Annotated in this window: 18 protein-coding genes; 6 read left to right on the top strand and 12 right to left on the bottom strand. The window is 51.9% G+C overall.

Features of this window, described 5'->3' with window-relative positions; genetic code table 11:
* Positions 1-8 precede the first annotated feature (8 nt).
* The 6 genes from malQ to hldE all read right to left on the bottom strand — a co-directional run bounded on the left by malQ (position 9) and on the right by hldE (position 8,088).
* On the bottom strand, positions 9-1,448 hold the full coding sequence (gene malQ, locus QCB44_RS01390; RefSeq protein WP_279407504.1) for a 4-alpha-glucanotransferase: 1,440 nt from the start codon (positions 1,446-1,448) through the stop codon (positions 9-11).
* 36 nt (positions 1,449-1,484) lie between these two features.
* Complete coding sequence (locus QCB44_RS01385; protein WP_279407502.1) at positions 1,485-3,200, bottom strand: glycoside hydrolase family 57 protein; 1,716 nt, start codon at positions 3,198-3,200, stop codon at positions 1,485-1,487.
* Positions 3,201-3,273: 73 nt separating this feature from the next.
* Complete coding sequence (glgC, locus tag QCB44_RS01380) at positions 3,274-4,545, bottom strand: glucose-1-phosphate adenylyltransferase (RefSeq protein WP_279407501.1); 1,272 nt, start codon at positions 4,543-4,545, stop codon at positions 3,274-3,276.
* A gap of 82 nt (positions 4,546-4,627) precedes the next feature.
* Positions 4,628-5,794 carry a glucokinase gene (locus tag QCB44_RS01375; RefSeq protein ID WP_279407500.1) on the bottom strand — a complete coding sequence of 389 codons (1,167 nt, stop codon included), beginning with the start codon at positions 5,792-5,794 and terminating at the stop codon, positions 4,628-4,630.
* 151 nt (positions 5,795-5,945) lie between these two features.
* Positions 5,946-6,518, bottom strand: a complete 573-nt coding sequence (locus QCB44_RS01370) for an SIS domain-containing protein (RefSeq protein ID WP_347710082.1) — start codon at positions 6,516-6,518, stop codon at positions 5,946-5,948.
* Positions 6,519-6,627: 109 nt separating this feature from the next.
* Positions 6,628-8,088, bottom strand: a complete 1,461-nt coding sequence (gene hldE, locus QCB44_RS01365) for a bifunctional D-glycero-beta-D-manno-heptose-7-phosphate kinase/D-glycero-beta-D-manno-heptose 1-phosphate adenylyltransferase HldE (protein WP_279407499.1) — start codon at positions 8,086-8,088, stop codon at positions 6,628-6,630.
* Between the two features lie 134 nt (positions 8,089-8,222).
* On the opposite strand from hldE, the gene QCB44_RS01360 reads away from it, so the two are divergent.
* Genes QCB44_RS01360 through QCB44_RS01350 form a run of 3 tightly spaced genes read left to right on the top strand, consistent with a single transcriptional unit; the run spans position 8,223 to position 11,226 of the window.
* Entirely contained in the window at positions 8,223-8,882 is a 660-nt protein-coding gene (locus tag QCB44_RS01360) for an acyloxyacyl hydrolase (protein WP_279407497.1), read from the top strand.
* A gap of 52 nt (positions 8,883-8,934) precedes the next feature.
* Complete coding sequence (locus QCB44_RS01355; protein ID WP_279407495.1) at positions 8,935-9,876, top strand: KpsF/GutQ family sugar-phosphate isomerase; 942 nt, start codon at positions 8,935-8,937, stop codon at positions 9,874-9,876.
* Between the two features lie 21 nt (positions 9,877-9,897).
* On the top strand, positions 9,898-11,226 hold the full coding sequence (locus QCB44_RS01350; protein ID WP_279409168.1) for a 3-deoxy-D-manno-octulosonic acid transferase: 1,329 nt from the start codon (positions 9,898-9,900) through the stop codon (positions 11,224-11,226).
* Positions 11,227-11,295: 69 nt separating this feature from the next.
* Here QCB44_RS01350 and QCB44_RS01345 read toward each other — a convergent pair whose 3' ends face one another.
* From QCB44_RS01345 to dapF, 6 genes are all read right to left on the bottom strand, one after another.
* Positions 11,296-11,856 carry a YqhA family protein gene (locus tag QCB44_RS01345; protein ID WP_279407493.1) on the bottom strand — a complete coding sequence of 187 codons (561 nt, stop codon included), beginning with the start codon at positions 11,854-11,856 and terminating at the stop codon, positions 11,296-11,298.
* Between the two features lie 48 nt (positions 11,857-11,904).
* Positions 11,905-12,447, bottom strand: coding sequence for an ATP-dependent protease subunit HslV (hslV, locus tag QCB44_RS01340; protein ID WP_279407492.1), 543 nt, complete (start codon positions 12,445-12,447; stop codon positions 11,905-11,907).
* A gap of 98 nt (positions 12,448-12,545) precedes the next feature.
* Complete coding sequence (locus QCB44_RS01335; protein ID WP_279407490.1) at positions 12,546-13,085, bottom strand: prepilin-type N-terminal cleavage/methylation domain-containing protein; 540 nt, start codon at positions 13,083-13,085, stop codon at positions 12,546-12,548.
* A gap of 144 nt (positions 13,086-13,229) precedes the next feature.
* Positions 13,230-14,162: a tyrosine recombinase XerC gene (gene xerC, locus QCB44_RS01330; RefSeq protein WP_279407488.1), complete on the bottom strand. Its 933-nt coding sequence runs from the start codon at positions 14,160-14,162 to the stop codon at positions 13,230-13,232.
* A 9-nt stretch (positions 14,163-14,171) separates the two neighbouring features.
* A complete protein-coding gene (locus QCB44_RS01325) occupies positions 14,172-14,858 on the bottom strand; it encodes a DUF484 family protein (RefSeq protein WP_279407486.1) in 687 nt (228 codons plus the stop codon).
* Positions 14,851-15,687, bottom strand: a complete 837-nt coding sequence (gene dapF / locus QCB44_RS01320; protein ID WP_347710081.1) for a diaminopimelate epimerase — start codon at positions 15,685-15,687, stop codon at positions 14,851-14,853. Before dapF ends, QCB44_RS01325 begins: the two co-directional genes overlap by 8 nt.
* Before the next feature lie 133 nt (positions 15,688-15,820).
* Here dapF and hslU point away from each other — a divergent pair, with 133 nt between their 5' ends.
* Genes hslU through ubiE form a run of 3 tightly spaced genes read left to right on the top strand, consistent with a single transcriptional unit; the run spans position 15,821 to position 18,337 of the window.
* Entirely contained in the window at positions 15,821-17,140 is a 1,320-nt protein-coding gene (hslU, locus tag QCB44_RS01315; RefSeq protein ID WP_279407485.1) for an ATP-dependent protease ATPase subunit HslU, read from the top strand.
* 21 nt (positions 17,141-17,161) lie between these two features.
* Entirely contained in the window at positions 17,162-17,551 is a 390-nt protein-coding gene (locus QCB44_RS01310; RefSeq protein WP_279407483.1) for a DUF971 domain-containing protein, read from the top strand.
* 33 nt (positions 17,552-17,584) lie between these two features.
* Positions 17,585-18,337, top strand: coding sequence for a bifunctional demethylmenaquinone methyltransferase/2-methoxy-6-polyprenyl-1,4-benzoquinol methylase UbiE (gene ubiE, locus QCB44_RS01305; protein WP_279407482.1), 753 nt, complete (start codon positions 17,585-17,587; stop codon positions 18,335-18,337).
* The last annotated feature ends 26 nt before the right edge of the window (positions 18,338-18,363 follow it).

Here is an 18,363-nt window from a genome sequence, read left to right as displayed (position 1 = left end):
TTTGCTAATTAATCTAATTCAATTGTCTGTTCATGGTTTGCATGCTGGCCCGGTTCCGACGATTTCAAGCGCCGTGTCTGTTCCAACAATCGATGGATTCGGCCGGCTAATTCGTCTGGCAGGGCTTGCCATTCAAACTGCCAGCACCAGTTACCCTCGGTGGTACCCGGAATGTTCATGCGATGTTCGCCGTCCAGCATCAGCCAATCCTGCATCGGCACGATCACCGTCTCGGCGACGCTGTCCAAAGCGGCGGAGATCAACGGCCAGGGCATTTTCAGCGGCAAGCCCGCCTGCTCAAGATCGTTCTTGGCCGTTTCGAACAACTGTTCCCAAACCCATGCTTGAGCGCCTTGATCCAAAGAGTTGAACCAACCCAATGTCGTATCATTATCATGGGTACCCGTATAGGTTATCGAATGCTCCACCTGCTCGGCCAAAGAATGCGGATTGTCCGGCAAACCGTTGAAGCCGAACTGCAGCACCGACATGCCGGGCAGGTCGAAGCGCTCTTTTAATGCGACCACTTCCGGGGTAATAATTCCTAAATCTTCCGCAACCAAAGGCAGATCTGGAAACTCTTGCTGCAGCTTCGCCAATAACGCTTCCCCCGGCACCTTCACCCAGCGGCCGTTGATTGCCGTTTCTTCGGCGGCATCGATTTCCCAACAGGCCTCCAGGCCTCGAAAGTGATCGATGCGCAACAGATCAAACTGCGCCAACGCCGATTCGACGCGCTTTACCCACCAGTCAAAACCGGTTTCCTGCATCCTTTCCCAATCATAATGCGGGTTTCCCCAGCGTTGACCGGTTTCGGAAAAATAATCCGGGGGCACCCCCGTGACCACCGTCGGGTTCAACTGATCATCCAGTTTGAACTGATCGGGATTGGCCCATACATCCGCACTGTCGAAAGCAACAAAAATCGGCATATCCCCGAACAGTTCGATCCCTTTGGCATTGGCATCCGCCTTAAATCGTTGCCACAAAGTATGCAAAGCAAACTGCTGACGCTTAAGCTGGGTAATCGCAGAACGATGCGTCTCTTTAAACGTCTCCAACGCTTCTGCATCGCGTTTTTTGAGGGCATGCGGCCATTCGCGCCAGGAAGCCGAATTCTGCTGATGGCGAATCGCCATAAACAAGGCATAATCTTCCAGCCAGTGCGGGGGATGCTGCACATAGCGTTCAAACGCCCCTTCGTCGACCATCTGCTGCCAACCCTCCGGCAATAAGGCCGGGTTCAGAGCAAAGGCGGACACCGCCTGATAAGGCGAGCGGTCCTCATGCGGCTCGGTCAACGGCAGCATCTGCCAAATCGAGAGCCCGGCCTGCTGCATCCACTCTAAAAACCGCCAGGCCTGGTCATTGAGTTGGCCGGGGCGCTTATCGCTGTTCGGCAAAGAGGTGGGATGAAGCAATACGCCTGCCTGTCTGTTCCGTTTCATCGCCTTTCTCCTCTGTGCCTTACGCTAGGGTGCCTGTCAATTGCGTCGCATGGTGCCCGAGTTTTCCATATCCCCGCCACCTTGAGAAATGGGAATATCCAGGGATTCGGGCACCGGTTCTTGCAACATCTCGTAAAGCCTTCTCAAATGACGCCGATAGAGTTGGTCAAAATCCCGCACACTGTCGGACGGATTGTAATCACCAAACCACCAGAACCAATCCGACCCCTCGCAAACCGCCAACTGCTGAATGGCCGCTTCCTGGTCTTTGGATGACAGTTTTCCGGAAGCGATTACTTTGTCAAAACACTGTTTGGCCTCGACCAGCAGATCCCACGCTTTATTTTTATCTTCATCGCCAATCCAGGTTGAAAAGGAACCATACACCCAGCTGCCGGCCTTCAAAACCGGAAGGTGGCGGGGTTTTGCTCCATTATCGAGAGCCTCGCTGAAGGTGGTCATCTCTATTTTCGGGTGGTCGCTGAGTCGATCGTAAAGCGCCTCAAGAAAATGACTGGCGTTATCCTGATAATACTCCCAGGCGTTTTCTCCGTCCAAAATCACCGATACCACATGCTCGTTCACCCTATCGCCAAGAAAGTTGGCGATATTCTCCAGGTGTTGCACAAAATCATTCGCCGCATCTCCCGGATGCCAGTCTTTATATTGAAACCCGATCAGGTCGGATAAACCGTCGTCACGGAAAAACAGCGCACAGTCTTGCGAAGCATGCTGTAACGGCTGATATAACGCCCTTTTACTATGCAAATCATGTTGATCAATATGTGAGGCCTCACAAGAGTGCCGCCAAACGCCTTCGCCGGAAGCGGTCCAGCGAATGCCATACTCATCCAGCAAACCGACCGCTTCGCTACTCACAGCCCCTTCAGAAAGCCAAATCCCGCTGGGCCTGCACCCGAAATTCCGACTAAAAACGTCAAAACCGTGTTCCATATGCCACTTGGCGCGCTCATAACCGTCAGGATAGCTCGGATAGATCGGCACCGGCGCATCGGGCATCGCCTCTTTCATACTGGCAAAATCGATCAACAAAGGCACGATCGGATGACCGTAAGGCGTCATGGAAATCTCGATCTGCCGCTTTTCCATGAGTTTACGATAGCGAGGGATAATCCCTGCGATCGCATCACGCATGATCTCGACAAGCTGCCTGCGATCCTTCGCATCAAACCGACGCTTTTTATCCATCAACTGGACGACGCGCGGGTCGGAACGCAGACTGATACCCATCCACGCCAGGTGATACCAAACCAGAAGATCAATATAAAACTGATCATTCAGATAGTGCAGGCAGACTTCATTGAGTTCTTGCGGAGCCCCGCTGCACTGCAACAGGTCGACCAACTCGCGAAAATGCGGCAGACTATTGATCATGGTGGGTGCATAGGCACGTTGACAGGCACTGACCAGTTCAACGCGAGCATCAGGCGTTTGCGGAATCGGGGACACACCAGCCAGCAGATTAAGCAGCGGATCCTGCATGGCAGAACCGTCTTGCAACCAGCGACGCATCTGCTGGTCGTAATCCTGTAACTGTTCCAGCAATACCGGTGCAAAATTCACCACCACTTTGGCGCGAGGGCAGTTTTCCAAATGCCATACCATGTCGGTATAGTCTTTAATGGCATGCAGGTACACCCACGGCAAACGATAAGTGCCGTCCAAGCCGTCTCGATAGTGTGGCTGGTGCATATGCCAACACAGCACCACTTTAATTTTTTTGCTTCCCATCTTAAACCACCCCCGAAGCGTCTAAGTTCCAGCACGCCTCAATTCGGATAATCGAACGTAAGAGACGAATCTATTAACGAATCATGTGCAGTCGCTGACCAAACATATCCGGCGTCACCAATACGATTCCTGAAGCCTCTTCCACATAAAAACGCTCTGCATCGGCGACCGGATCTTCACCGATGACGGTTCCTTCCGGAATAAAAGTCCCTTTATCGATCACCGCGTTCTGAATTCGACAGTTGCGTCCCACTTCCACACGCGGCAGCAGCACGGAATCTTTGATCAAAGAATAACTGTGGATACGGTTGCCGCTGGAGATCACCGAACGCTTGATACGCGCCCCGGAAATAATACATCCGCCCGCAACCAATGAATCGATCGCTTCACCGCGTCGCCCCTCATCATCGAAGGTAAATTTGGCAGGTGGCATTTGCGCCTGGTAGGTCCAAATCGGCCAATCGCGATCATATAGATTCAACTCGGGTTCAATCGAACACAAATCCAGATTAGCTTTCCAGAACGACTCAATAGTGCCTACGTCTCGCCAGTAAAGCGGCTCTCCTTTTTCTTCATCGACAAACGGATAAGCACGGGCAATCCAGTCCTCGATAATCGAAGGAATAATGTCCTTACCGAAATCACGCGAGGAGTCCGGGTTGTCACGGTCTTCTATCAACTTCTGAAACAGAAATTCAGTCGAAAAAACATAAATTCCCATCGAAGCCAACGCCACATCCGGCTTGCCCGGCATGGAATCCGGATCCGCCGGTTTTTCGGTAAATTTGGTGATGCGAAAGTTCTCATCGACCGACATCACCCCGAACCCTTTGGCCTCTTCTCGCGGCACTTCAATACAACCGATGGTAACATCCGCCCCCGAATTGGCATGCTCGACCAACATTTTGCTGTAGTCCATCGAATAGATATGATCACCGCCCAACACCAACACATATTCCGGGGTATGGCGACGCATAATGTCCAAGTTTTGATAGAGTGCGTCGGCGGTACCTTTATACCAGTCCTTATCGACACGCTGCTGCGCGGGAAGCAATTCAACAAATTCACCCACTTCATAGCGCATAAAACTCCAGGCGCGCTGAATATGACGAATTAAAGAGTGCGATTTATATTGAGTCAACACCCCAATTTTGCGAATCCCTGAATTGACGCAATTGGATAACACGAAATCGACAATGCGATATTTCCCCCCAAACGGCACCGCCGGTTTAGCCCGCCAACGCGTCAACTCTTTCAAACGACTACCTTCCCCACCGGCCAAAACCAGCGCCAGTGTTTTTCGTGTCAGATCAGTCGCACTTTTGGTCTCGCAATAATACTTCATTCGCAGCCCTCCTCCTGACCACTCAGACGATTCAAAACAGGTAAACAACCAACTTTTATAAAAACTTGAGAGCTGTGCACGATTAAGATCCATCCGCCAAGGCCTGCACAGCAAACAGGGCAGCACCTTTCACACCCAAACCAGGGTCATTGACAATAAAAACCGGACGGGACGCGACCACCTTAGTCATGCGCCCTTTTTCCAGGTAGGCCTGTCGAAAGTAGGGCATTTGCATCCATTTACTGATCTTGCTCGCAATTCCGCCGGCAAGATAGACACCCTGAAATGCATTCCAAAAAAGGGCAGCTGCACCAACAAAAGCACCATATACGGTAACAAATTCAATCATGGCCTTTTCGGCGACAGGATCCCCAAGCTCCGCACTCACGTAGATTTGCTCGGCACTGAGCGGCTGAAACGACTTTGAACGACCATCATTACTTAACTCCTCAGCAATAACCGAACCCATTGAATTATTTTGTACCGTTTTCACCCGGTTTTTTTTAAGGTTTTGTGACGCATCGATCTGATAAGAGGTAGGACAATCGTCGTAGAGGGAAAAAAAGTGATAGAGCGCTTCCAACCCTGGACCGGAGAGAATGCGTTCATAAGAAACATGCTCATACTGCTGCCACAACCAACTTAACAAGTGCACCTGAGTGTCCGAGATCGGAGCAAAATCGAAATGCCCGCCTTCATGCGCCACCGGCCGAGACTGCTTGCCATCAAAATACACCGGTGCCACTCCTAAACCAGTGCCGGCGCCAATCACCAAATGGTGCCCTGAAATTGCGGAGTTGGGGGTGGAAACAGAGGGATAAAGCGAAGTCAATTGATCCGATCGCAGAAGCTGAACGCCTAACGCCGCTGCGTGAAAATCATTAATGAACAACACCTTGGAAATTGAACAGGCCTGTTGAATTTGATGTGACTCTAGAATCCAGGGCAAATTGGTCAGTTCGACCCGGTCACCATCAACCGGCCCTGGCAAGCCAAAACAGGCGACGTCTACCGTTGTTTGGTTGAGTTCAAGAGAGTCTAGAAAGGCGTTGACAATCGATTCTAAGGATTCGAATTCAGCGCAGACAAAACGCTGTTCGCCGATCACCTTCAGATTGGCTGGCGGATTAGCCGAATAAAGCTGGGTTAAGGAATTGAAATGCCGGGCACATTCCAAACCTGGCCGCCGACATTCAATCAATTGAAGCTGGGCTTTTGTGCCCCCGATGTCGCCAGCCAGGATTCTCATCTATCGCTCCTGCCGTAAACAAAAATCGTACAAGAGCAATCCACTTTGCTGATCTACGGGCGCTTGACCGCAAACACTTCCGGGCAAGCGCACTCGGCCGCCATCATGCCTCTGACATAATGGCCGTGCTGAACAACGCTGGAGAAGCCGTCTAATCATTGGCATAAACAGAGTCCAACCCTTCGCAAAGTAAATGACTGATAAAGCTGTGCGCCTCTTGCGCACGCGCAGTTTCCAACGTATCCACTTTAAAACAGAGATCCGCCAGATTCTCCAACGGACTTTTTTTGGCGCCGGTCATCGCAACCGTATAGCAGCCTTTGGCTTGCGCGGCCTTCAACGCTTCAACCACATTCGCACTGTGTCCGGAAGTGGACATCGCAATCACCACATCCTCTTTTCCAGCAATCCCTTCTATCTGGCGCGAAAACACCGTGTCGAAACTGTAATCATTGCTGTGCGCCGTTAAGATCGAACTGTCGGTGGTTAACGCTAACGACGCAATTGGGCGACGATTTTTGACATAGCGCACCATCAATTCCGCCGCCATATGCTGAGCATCCGCCGCACTGCCGCCGTTACCCAACCAGATTACTTTGCCCCCGGCATCAACACACGTCACAATGCGTGAAACCAACTGTTCGATTTGAGCGGATTGTTGAATGACCGAATCGATCGCACGACGATGTTCGGCCAATGCATGGGTAAAGTGTATCTGCATCATTTTATTGGGATTTACTTGGAATTCTAAAAGATAAAGTAGCGTTAATCTACAGGCAAATGAAAGAAATCATCGCCAAGGATCGCAGCGGGTTTACAAACGGTATTTGGCCTTATACGCCCTGTTCATCGAGCTCATCCAGTTTCTGCATCACTCTGTCGGACTCATGAATGCGCTCAACGATATTGGTCGTCGAGTAGCCATCCCAAAACGAGAGCACTTCAACCTGCCCCCCATTTTGCCAAACACATTGCGAACCGGCAATCTCTTCTGGACGATAATCGCCACCTTTTACCAGCACATCCGGTTTAAGCTTACAAATGAGGCGTTCCGGAGTTTGTTCATTAAACGGCACCACCCAATCCACACAGCTCAGCGCGGACAATAACTCCATCCGCCCTTCCAGAGGCACAATCGGGCGGCTCGGCCCTTTGAGCATCTGTACGGATTCATCGGAATTCACCGCCACGATCAGACGCTCTCCCAGCTTAGCCGCCTCATTCAAATAACGTACATGGCCGCTGTGTAACAGATCGAAACAGCCGTTGGTGATCACCACGCGCTCACCATTACTCTGGGCCATCTGTACCAATTCCAGCAATTCATCCTCATTCATCGCCACATAGCCTTGATGGCGCATCGACGCCTTGATCGCCTCGTCCAATTCGGCTTTGGAAACAGTGGAGGTACCCACTTTGCGCACGACAATACTGGCCGCTTGATTCGCCAAATGCACCGCATTTTGCAGACTCATGCCGCTGGCAAAGCCGGTGGCCAGAGCCGCCATCACCGTATCCCCCGCACCGGTCACATCAAACACTTCCTGAGCCTGGGATTTCAACAGATAAGGCTTGTCTTGACCGGACACCAGTGCCATTCCATGCTCGCTGCGCGTCACCAACAACGCCGTTAAATCCAGTTCAGCCACCAAATCCTGCGCTTTGGCCACCACCGTCTCACTGTCCGGACAAGCCCCGACAATGGCTTCAAACTCGCCTTGATTCGGTTTAACCAGGGTCGCACCGCGATAACGCCCGAAATCCTTCCCCTTAGGATCGATGAGTACCGGCACTTGCGCGTCACGCGCCGCCGCAATCATCTTCTCGACGAACTGCAATGCCCCTTTGGCGTAGTCGGAAATCACAAGCACATCGAACTCAGCGACACGCTCCGCTACCAGGCCTGCCAGTTTTTCTGCAGGTTCGCTCGGAACCGGATTCTCAAAATCCATCCGAATCAACTGCTGATGATGGCTTAAAACCCGCAACTTGCAGATGGTTCCGCTTTCGGAATAGGCCCAATCAAACGCCACGCCCGATTGGTCGAGCAATCCCTGCAGCTGACGCGCGTGTTCGTCCTCTCCAACCACGCCCATCAAATGCGCCCGAGCGCCCAAGGCGGCAATATTCAACGCCACATTCGCCGCGCCACCCGCTCGGACCTCTTCCTCCGCCACTTTCACCACCGGCACCGGAGCTTCCGGCGAGATACGGCCGGCTCGGCCGGTCCAATACTGGTCCAGCATCACATCGCCGACCACGAGAATTTTTGCTTGCGAAAAATCGTGCATCATATCCGTTGATTAGTTACCGCGTCTAAGGGCTTGGGGAACCGGCATAAAGAACTTCTTAAAATCCTTAGCCCGCCCCCAAAATTTGATTGAAAATCGATTACAATAAGGCCATTAGTTTATCAGGAAAGCCTTAAATGCACAGACACAAACCCCATTTTTCTTTACTGTTTTCCCTTATGATCGCTCTGGCGACGCTGACTCATACCACTTCGGCACGTGCCGAGAGCAACAATTCACCCATGACCTTTGCCATTGCCGGCTCTCTGCTTTCATTCGGCATGGCTTGCTATCAGGGTAAAGCGCCGTGTTCGCTCTCTCCGGGCATCGATACCGACAAAACCATCGCCAGCTTTGACATGGGCAGTGACGACACGATTGATCACCTGCGTCTGGCACTGGGCGCGGATTGGAAGGAAAGCTTTTACCAGTCTGGTCCTTTTGAGATCAACGGTCGCTGGGAGGTCAACGCTAACCACTGGCATTCCACGCGCGCCAATCCGGAAAATAAACAGGGCTACATCATCGGCGTGCATCCGCTGTTTCAATACAACTACGCCTTTTCAAATTTTAAGCTCTATGCCGAGACCGGTGCTGGACTGTATCTTCTGGATGACCCGACGATAGAAAATGAATTCAAATCCACCCAATTCCAGTTCGGCGACGTTTTCGGCCTGGGCGTCAAGGTCAAACAATTTGAGCTAGGCTACCGTTATCTGCACATTTCTAATGCCGGTATCGAAATGCCGAACCCGGGGACCGATTTTCACAACCTTCATCTTGGATATCGTTTTTAATTTCATTCCACTTATTTAGATCTTTAGAAAATCATCAATTACGGAAACACTCATGTCACAAGATTATCAAGCCATTGCCAAACGTGTATTCGACATCGAAGCCGAAGCGGTTCTACACCTGAAAACCCTGCTCGACGATGACTTTAACGGCAGTGTCGACGCCATTCTTAAAACCAACGGGCGCGTCGTCATCTGCGGCATGGGTAAATCCGGACTGATCGGCAAAAAAATCATGGCGACTTTGGCCAGTACCGGTACGCCTTGTTTTTTTATGCACCCGGGAGAAGCGTTCCACGGCGATTTGGGCATGGTGGCGCCGGACGATGTGTTTCTGGCCCTGTCCAATTCAGGCGAAACCGATGAAGTCATTCGCCTGCTGCCGTTTCTAAAAGACAATGGCAATGTGCTGATTTCCATGACCGGTCGTCCGCAGTCAACGTTGGCACAAAACTCGGACTTCCATTTGAACATCTCTGTTCCTCAAGAGGCCTGTCCGCACCAGCTCGCGCCGACCTCGTCCACCACCGCAACCTTAGTCATGGGAGACGCCCTGGCCGTCGCCTTAATGGAAGCGCGTGATTTTCAACCGCACGACTTCGCTCGTTTCCACCCGGGTGGAAGCTTGGGTCGCAAACTGTTGACTCGCGTCAAACACGAGATGAAGTCCGGCAACTTGCCGCTGATCCGCTCTGACGCCCCTATGACCGAAGTCATTCACACTATGAATGAGGGCCGCCTGGGGCTGTGTATCGTCGACGAAGGTCGCGGCATCATTACCGACGGCGATCTGCGCCGCCATATGGAAAACGATGCAGCGGGGCTGATGAGTAAAACGGCGGCCGACATTATGGGCACCGCACCGAAAACCATCGACAGCGAAGCCACGCTCAGTCAAGCCGAGGAACTGATGAACGAACACAAAATCACTTCGTTGCTGGTAACCGAAAACGGCAGACTGGCTGGCGTCATTCAAATTTACGATTTGAACATATAACCGACGCTACGAGACGATGTGATGCGTTTAGGCTGCTATAAACTGCTGACCACTGTGGCTCTACCGCTGATCGCGTGGTCGGGCTGGAAACGTTGCAAAAAACACCAGCAACAAAGGGCGACTCGTCCGGAGCTGCCAGCCATTCCGCATTGCTTTGCCTCACGATTTGGCCGCAACCCGACCCCCTTTCGAACCGGCGGGATTTGGATTCATGCCGTCTCGGTCGGGGAAACCCGTTCCATTTTCCCACTGCTCCGCGCCTTGAAGGCCGATTATCCCGAGCTCCCCCTGACCGTCACCAACGGATCGACTCAAGGTGCGATCCAGGCATTGAGGTTTGCACCGGTCGACATTCAGCACCAGATGATCCCCTACGATTTCCCGTTCGCCGTAAACCGCTTTCTCGATCAAATCCAGCCGAAACTGGTGATTATGATCGAAACTGAGATCTGGCCGAATCTCTACCAGGCCTGTTCGAACCGGAACATTCCGCTTGTGCTCGCCAATGCTCGCCTGAAAGAAAAATCCTTCGCTGCCTACCAAAAATGGGGCGGCAAGATGCTCAAAGACGCGCTCAACCAAACCCGCTTTATCGGCGCGCAGTTTGCGACTGATGCTGAGCATTTCGAACAGCTGGGAGCCCGACCGGACCGCATCAAAACGCTCGGCAACCTCAAATTCGACCTGGAAATCCCAACAGGCCTGTTGAAAAACGCCGAAAGCTGGAAAACGCAACATGGCCTGCAAACGCGTTTCATTTGGGTGGCCGCCAGCACCCATGCGGACCCCGAACACGGTGAAAGCGAAGAGACGAAAATGCTCGAAACACATCGCGAACTGTTGCAAACCCAACCCGATGCGCTGCTGATTCTGGTGCCGCGTCATGCGGACCGCTTTGAAGAGGTCGCCGACTTGCTGGCGAAGAGCGGGCTGAATTGGACGCAACGCAGCCGGCAGCAACCAATCAGCGCAGACACTCAGGTGTATCTGGCCGATACTGTCGGTGAACTGATGCTGTGGTTCGCCGCGTCACACGCCGCCTTTATCGGCGGCAGCCTGGTTCCATTCGGCGGGCACAACATTCTCGAACCGGCCGCCTTGTCTAAGCCCGTTTTTTCCGGACCGCATTACGCCAATCTCAAAGCGCTGTTCGACACCTTTATCGAGCAAGCGGCTCTGGGCTTGATCGACAGCCCGAACGATCTGGCGCATCATTTAGCGGAATTAGCGCAAAAACCGCAACGCCAAGCCGAATTGGGCGAACGCGCCTATCGGGCTTTTGCACAACAGAGCGGCGCTTTGCAGAGACTGATGCACGAGATCGCCCCCCTGCTTTCAGACAAACGTTGAGACGCGCATCTGACTACAATAAAAAAAGCCCCGTTAGGGGGCTTTTTTATACGTCGGCTTACATCGCAATCAGTGACTGTACGCTTTATGAGACAGATACAGCGCCAACGCCACCAACATAATGGCCAGAGAATAGTAAAGCAGTTCCAGCGGCGCCGTCGGTTTCAGGAAGATCGCCTGTTCAAAAAACATCACGATCAGAATCATCAGAATCACTTTGGCCAGTTTATCCTTCAGGTCATCAAGCGAATTGATGATCAGAATCTTGCTGGAACAGCTGCCGCTCGTATCGTCAATCTTGGAGATAAACAGTTCATACAGACCGAGTGAAAAGATCAACATAATCGCCCCGAGCAGAAAGCCGTCGACCGAACCGACCACATGCGCCACCGTCTGCGCCTTAAGCATCGCGCGCCCAGCATCATCGAGTTCGTGATAATGGGTCAGGTGAGCAATGGTGTAAAACACATCCACCATGGTCAGATAAAACACCGCAAATGCGGTCAACAGGCTGGCAACAACCGCCACCAGAACCACAAAACGGCTGTTCCACAAAAAGCTTTCCAGCATCGCCTCCGCCTTGGAGCGCTGTACCGGAACATCACACGTGTCACTATTTTCAGTCTGCATCGCCTTTCCTCTCAATTAAACTAAAAAACGGGCGTCAGGGTCGCGTTCTCACTCATCGGCGGAAAGCGACTCGATCGTCAGGTTATGGTTGGTGTAGATACAAAGATCCGCCGCGATATTCAGCGATTTCTCCACCACTTCACGTGCGGAAAGATCGGTATTCTCCATCAGTGCCCAAGCGGCCGAATGCGCATAGTTGCCGCCGGAACCGATGGCAATAAAATCATCCTGCGGCTCAATCACATCCCCGGTACCGGAAATCAGCAGCATGTTCTCTTTATCAGCGACCAACATCATTGCCTCCAACTTACGTAAGGCACGATCCGTCCGCCAATCTTTGGCCATTTCTACTGCGGCGCGCATAAGCTGACCGTTATGCGTCTGCAAACGCCCTTCAAAGCGTTCAAACAAAGTAAAGGCATCGGCCGTGGCACCGGCAAACCCCGCCAACACCTGACCGTTATAGAGTCGGCGAACCTTACGGGCATTGCCCTTCATGACCACATGACCTAATGTGACTTGACCGTCACCACCAATGACCATTTCGCCATTGCGCTTGGCACACAAAATCGTTGTTCCGTGAAATGACATTTTCATTCCTTTGGCTATGTTTGGTTAGAAAAACATGGCGGCTATTCTATCTGAAAACGTCATAATAAACGAGAACAACTACAGCGGATACACAAGCCTTAAGAAAGCAACATGCATAATTGAGAGCCATTCAGAGTGTACTCAACGTCTCCTTGAGATCGATTTGAATCGTCCATTTTCGCCTCCATCCATTGCGCTAAATCCACCTCGACTTCGGTAATACAGAGCTGATTTTGGCCTGCGATCAAACCGTAGTTCGCACCGCTGCTCCCACCCCATGTTGCCTTGAAGGCTTGACCGATATTAGGCTGAAACACCAACTCTTTAGTAAACCCCGCTTGATACAGATCATAAAACAACCCTTCACTGGGTGCGTCCTGTGTGGAAAGAATGGTCTTTAAACGTCCCGGACGCTGCAAATCTTCTCCCGGCATACGCCCATAGCGGTCCTTATACAGAAAATAAGCTGCATGCAGACCTTTCATAAATTTAATATCGCGCTGCAGTTTCACATTATCAATCAAAGCCATCGCCTTGAATATTCCGGTTACCAATAGCCCCACAATCAGCAAAACCGTTATCACTTCAAGCAGAGTAAATCCCTTCTGGCGCATTTCAATCGTGCTGTAGCGTGCCATGATGCACCTCCGCAAAACATTTTCACCAAATAAGTAAAAACAATTACTTATTAATGCATTACGTATATTAACGCACAAGTTATTAATAAATAAAGAAATAAAGAAAAGGGGTTACCAACAGGAATAATCAAACGGAAACGTCAATTACTTGTTACGTTTGCGAGCACGCGGGTGTGCCTGATCATAGACTTGAGCCAGATGCTGCATATCGAGCTTAGTATAAATTTGCGTCGTTGAAAGATTGGCGTGCCCCAACATCTCCTGAACCGCTCTCAAATCACCACTGGATTCGAGAACATGGGTAGCGCACGCATGACGCAATCGGTGAGGTGACATCTTGGTGGGCAGGCCGGCCTGCATCGCACGCCGATCCAAACGTAATTGAATGCTGCGCACGCTTAGCCTGCCGCCTCGCTGATTGACAAAAACCGCCTGTTCGTCAGCCTTAGCATAGTCCGCCCGGATAGAAAGCCATTGCCGCAGCGCTTTATTTGCCATAGAACCTACAGGAGCCCGCCGGGTTTTCTGGCCCTTACCCAGCACTTCCACCCAGCCCGAATCGAGCGGATCCAATCCCGGAGACAAGTCCATCTCGGCACATTCAGAGACACGCAACCCTGCTGAATAAAGGAGTTCAAAAATTGCTTGGTCGCGAATATCCTGCCAACTTTTTAACGGCTGTTCCAACAACTTGCGCGTCCAATCCACATCCAGACTTTTCGGTAACGGCTTAGGTTGTTTAGGAGCCTTAACCCCTTTGGCAGGATTTTTCCGCGTCAGTCCTTCGACCATCAAATAGTCAAAAAAACTGCGAATTGCCGACAGTTGACGTGCCAAGGTCCGGCTGCCGACACCGGCCTGAGATCTCGCACCTAAAAAAGCACGTACCGCATGCGCGTCGACCAATTCCCAATCACTGAACTCGCGTACGGCTTGTTCCTCATCAGCCTCACCCAACAGATAAAAATCCAAAAACGCCTGCAAATCCCGCCGGTAATTGGAAACCGTATGCGAAGACAGGTTCTGTCGTTGCAAACTGAGCAGATAGGCATTCACTGCCGGATAGCTGGCGACCATAACCTCTCCCTATCCTTGAGCAGGATCAAACAGGTGCTCAAGGCGTGCGGTAATCATCTCCGCCATAATTTTTAAGAAATAGGTGCCCAAACTGGGGTGAAAACGATCCGTTGTACTTCCAAGCGCCAGCACGCCCCACACGCGATCTTCACCCAGTGGCAGCAGACAGACCGAATGCATGGCCTCATCACTGTGAAACAACCCTTTCTGCCAGCTATCCTCCAACAGCCCGCAGGCCGGTTCGTCAGGACGCAGCGTTGCCTTTAAGGTTTCCGACCAATTTTGGCTGATGCCTAACTGAGCCAGACCTTGCAGACTGACGCTCGGCACCTCCCAGGACACCAACGACACCGCTTCGACGTCGAAATACTGTTGCATCTGCTGATAGATGCAGTCCACCGCGGCTTGCTCGCTGCGCGCCTTCATCAAGGCTCGAGTAAAATCTTTGACCTTGTGGAACAGCTGGCCGTTTTCGCCGGCGATATTAATCAGCGTATCCACCTCGACCTGCAAGTCATCGCGCTGCTTGCGCAACTGGTAGATCTGCCTTTCCAGCAGAGAAACCGCCTTGCCGGTTTCAGGATGCGGAATACTCAACTCATTGAGCAGGTTGGGAAAAACGTGAAAGAACTCACGGTTCTGATTTAAAAAGTTCGCAACATCCTCTTCATGAATGTCGTTTAACAGACTAGACACCTTCTACTTCCCCCTCAAACACCGTTTCCGCCGGCCCGGTCATCCACACAGGCGCATTGCGATCCCCGTTCCACGCCACTTTCAAATCACCGCCCGGCAGCGAAACCGTCACCTCATCGGCCACCTCACCCCAATTGCGGTACACCACCATGGCCGCGCAAGCTCCGGTTCCACAAGCCAGCGTCTCCGCCGCTCCGCGCTCGTACACCCGCAATTTAATATGGGTATCATCGACCCGCTCGGCAAAGCCGACATTGACTCGTTCCGGAAAGGCCCGGTGCGCTTCCAACAAAGGCCCGACCTTTTCCACGGGTGCTCGACTAATATCGGTCACCCGCAATACCGCGTGGGGGTTGCCCATGGATACCGCACCCACTTCAAACACTTCGCCATCCACTTGCAGCTCATACACGGCTTTTTCAACCGAGCTTTCCATGGGCAGGCTTTGCGGTCGGAAATTCGGAGCCCCCATATTGACGCGAATCCAACCGTTGTCCTCCACATACAGCACGATGACGCCCGAGGCGGTTTCTACGGTAATTTCGGTTTTGTCGGTCAAACCCTTGTCGTAGACGAACTTGGCAAAACAACGTGCGCCGTTGCCGCACTGTTGCACTTCTGAACCATCGGCGTTGAAAATGCGGTAGCGAAAATCCACATTCGGCGTCTCTGTGGCTTCTACCAACAAAAGCTGATCAAATCCGATGCCAAAATGACGGTCCGCCCAGCCCTTAACCTGTTGCGGGGTCAAGTCCACGGTTTGATGAATCGCATCGATCACCATAAAGTCGTTACCCAAGCCGTGCATTTTGGTAAATTTCAATCCCATTTTGATAAAAGCCCTACTTTAAATATCGGTAAATACGGAAAATCTATCACGCACACCCGCAATACGCAAACACTCACGTTTTCCTTTATAATGAGGCCATTCTTTTAAAGTAACGTTTAGGACAGATTTTCAAATGATGACGCCCAAAGAGATTGTGCATGCACTTGATACGCATATTGTTGGACAAAGTGAAGCCAAACGCGCTGTCGCCATCGCCCTGCGTAACCGTTGGCGACGCTCACAACTGCCGGAAGAATTGCGTCCGGAAGTCACACCGAAAAACATCCTTATGATCGGACCGACCGGTGTCGGTAAAACCGAAATTGCACGCCGTCTGGCCAAATTGGCGAACGCTCCTTTTCTGAAAATCGAAGCCACCAAATTCACGGAAGTAGGCTATGTTGGCCGCGATGTGGATTCCATCGTACGCGACCTGATGGAAAACGCGATCAAGATGGTGCGCGAACAGGCGATGCAAAAGGTACAGCGCCAAGCGGAAGATGCCGCGGAAGAGCGCATTCTGGATATCTTATTGCCTCCTGCTCGCGGTCGTGAAGAAGACAGTTACGACAGCATGGCGGAAACCCGCCAGAAATTCCGCAAACGCCTCCGTGAAGGCGAGCTCGATAACAAAGAGATCGAAATCAATCTCAGCGCGCCGCCGGCACAGGTCGAAATTCTCGGCGCCCCCGGCCTCGAAGAGATGACCCAGCAACTGCAAGGCATGTTCGAGGGCATGCACCAGGGCAAGAAAGAGAAACGCAAACTGCCGATTAAAAAGGCTTTAAAAGCTTTAGTCGAAGAAGAGGCCCAGCGCCTGATCAACGAAGAAGACATTAAAACCCAAGCGGTTGAAGCGGTCGAACAAAACGGCATTGTCTTTATTGATGAGATCGATAAGGTGGCCAAACGCCAAGAAGCCGGCGGCGGCGATGTTTCCCGAGAAGGCGTGCAACGTGATCTATTGCCTCTGATTGAGGGAAGCACGGTCTCTACCAAATACGGCATGATCAAAACCGATCACATTCTGTTTATCGCTTCGGGCGCCTTCCATCTGGCCAAACCATCCGATCTGATTCCTGAGCTTCAAGGACGCCTGCCGATTCGCGTCGAATTGCAATCATTGAAAGTGGACGATTTCGTGCGCATTCTCACCGAACCGAAAGCGGCCCTGACCACACAAGCAATCGAATTGATGAAAACCGAAGGCGTAGCGCTTTCTTTCACCAATGGCGGCATTCAACGCATCGCAGAAATCGCTTACCAGGTAAACGAAACCACAGAAAATATTGGGGCTCGCCGTCTGCACACGGTACTGGAACGTCTGCTGGAAGACATCTCGTTCGAGGCGCCCAATATGCATGGTGCGCGCATTGAGATTACGCCGGAATTTGTTGAAGAACGTCTCGGCGAACTGGCTCAAGACCAAGACCTGTCGCAATACATTCTGTAATAGAGAGTCCAAGAAAAGGTTATGCCGCACCCAACCGACATCAAACTGCACCGCGGATCGCGCAAACTGGAAATCGCTTTCGACAGCGGTGAGACCTTTGAACTGCCGTGCGAATACCTGCGAGTCTATTCGCAATCGGCCGAGGTAACCGGCCATATGCCTGGGCAAGAGGTGTTGCAGATAGGCAAAGAAGCCGTCAATATAGACGACATCACCCCGGTGGGTAATTACGCCGTTAAACTGCATTTTGACGACGGTCACGACACCGGCATTTATACTTGGGAACGGCTTTACGCCTTGGGTAAACACCAGGACAAATACTGGACCGATTACCTGCGTCGTTTAATGCGTGCCGGACATGACCACCCAGATTTACAGCGCCTCAAAGCGCACAGCCGTGGCGAATCTTAAGCTGGCCGCCACTCAACACAAGAGAACCCCGTTATGAGTCAAAATAAGCGCACCATCGACTTCGGTTTCAGCGAAGTGCCTCTGGAAGAAAAAGTCAAAAAAGTCAAAGGCGTCTTTGATTCCGTCGCCGACAAATACGACATTATGAACGACGTCATGTCGATGGGCATCCACCGTTTATGGAAACGTCACACCATCGAATTGAGCGGCATCCGCCCGGGACAAAGTGTACTGGATCTGGCGGGCGGGACCGGAGACCTGACCAAGGCCTTCGCCAAGCGCGTCGGCCAGTCGGGCAGAGTGGTGTTGGCCGACATTAACGAAAGCATGGTCCGCGTTGGCCGCGACCGCTTGATTAATCAAGGGATCGCCGGCAATGTCGACTACACCATCACCAATGCCGAAGCGCTGGCGTTTCCGGACAACACCTTTGATTTGGCGACCATTGCCTTCGGCCTGCGTAACGTCACTAACAAAGATAAAGCGCTGGAAGAACTCTATCGAGTGCTGAAACCGGGTGGGCAACTGATGGTGCTGGAATTTTCTAAAGTCACCCAACCTCTGCTTTCCAAAGCTTACGACTTCTACTCCTTCAATATACTGCCCAAAATGGGCAAGCTGATCGCTGACGATGAAGCCAGTTATCAGTACCTGGCGGAATCGATCCGTATGCACCCGGATCAGGAAACCTTGAAACAGATGATGCTCGATGCCGGTTTTGACAAGGCCGAATATCTCAATATGAGTGAGGGCATTGTCGCCCTGCACCGTGGCTGGAAATACTAAACAGCCAGCAACAAAGCCTGCGAGGA

It is taken from the genome of Thiomicrorhabdus sp. zzn3 (assembly GCF_029767755.1).
GTDB lineage: Bacteria > Pseudomonadota > Gammaproteobacteria > Thiomicrospirales > Thiomicrospiraceae > Thiomicrorhabdus.
The sequence above is the reverse complement of the archived record's forward strand: the minus strand, read 5'-3'. Positions and strand labels throughout refer to the sequence as shown.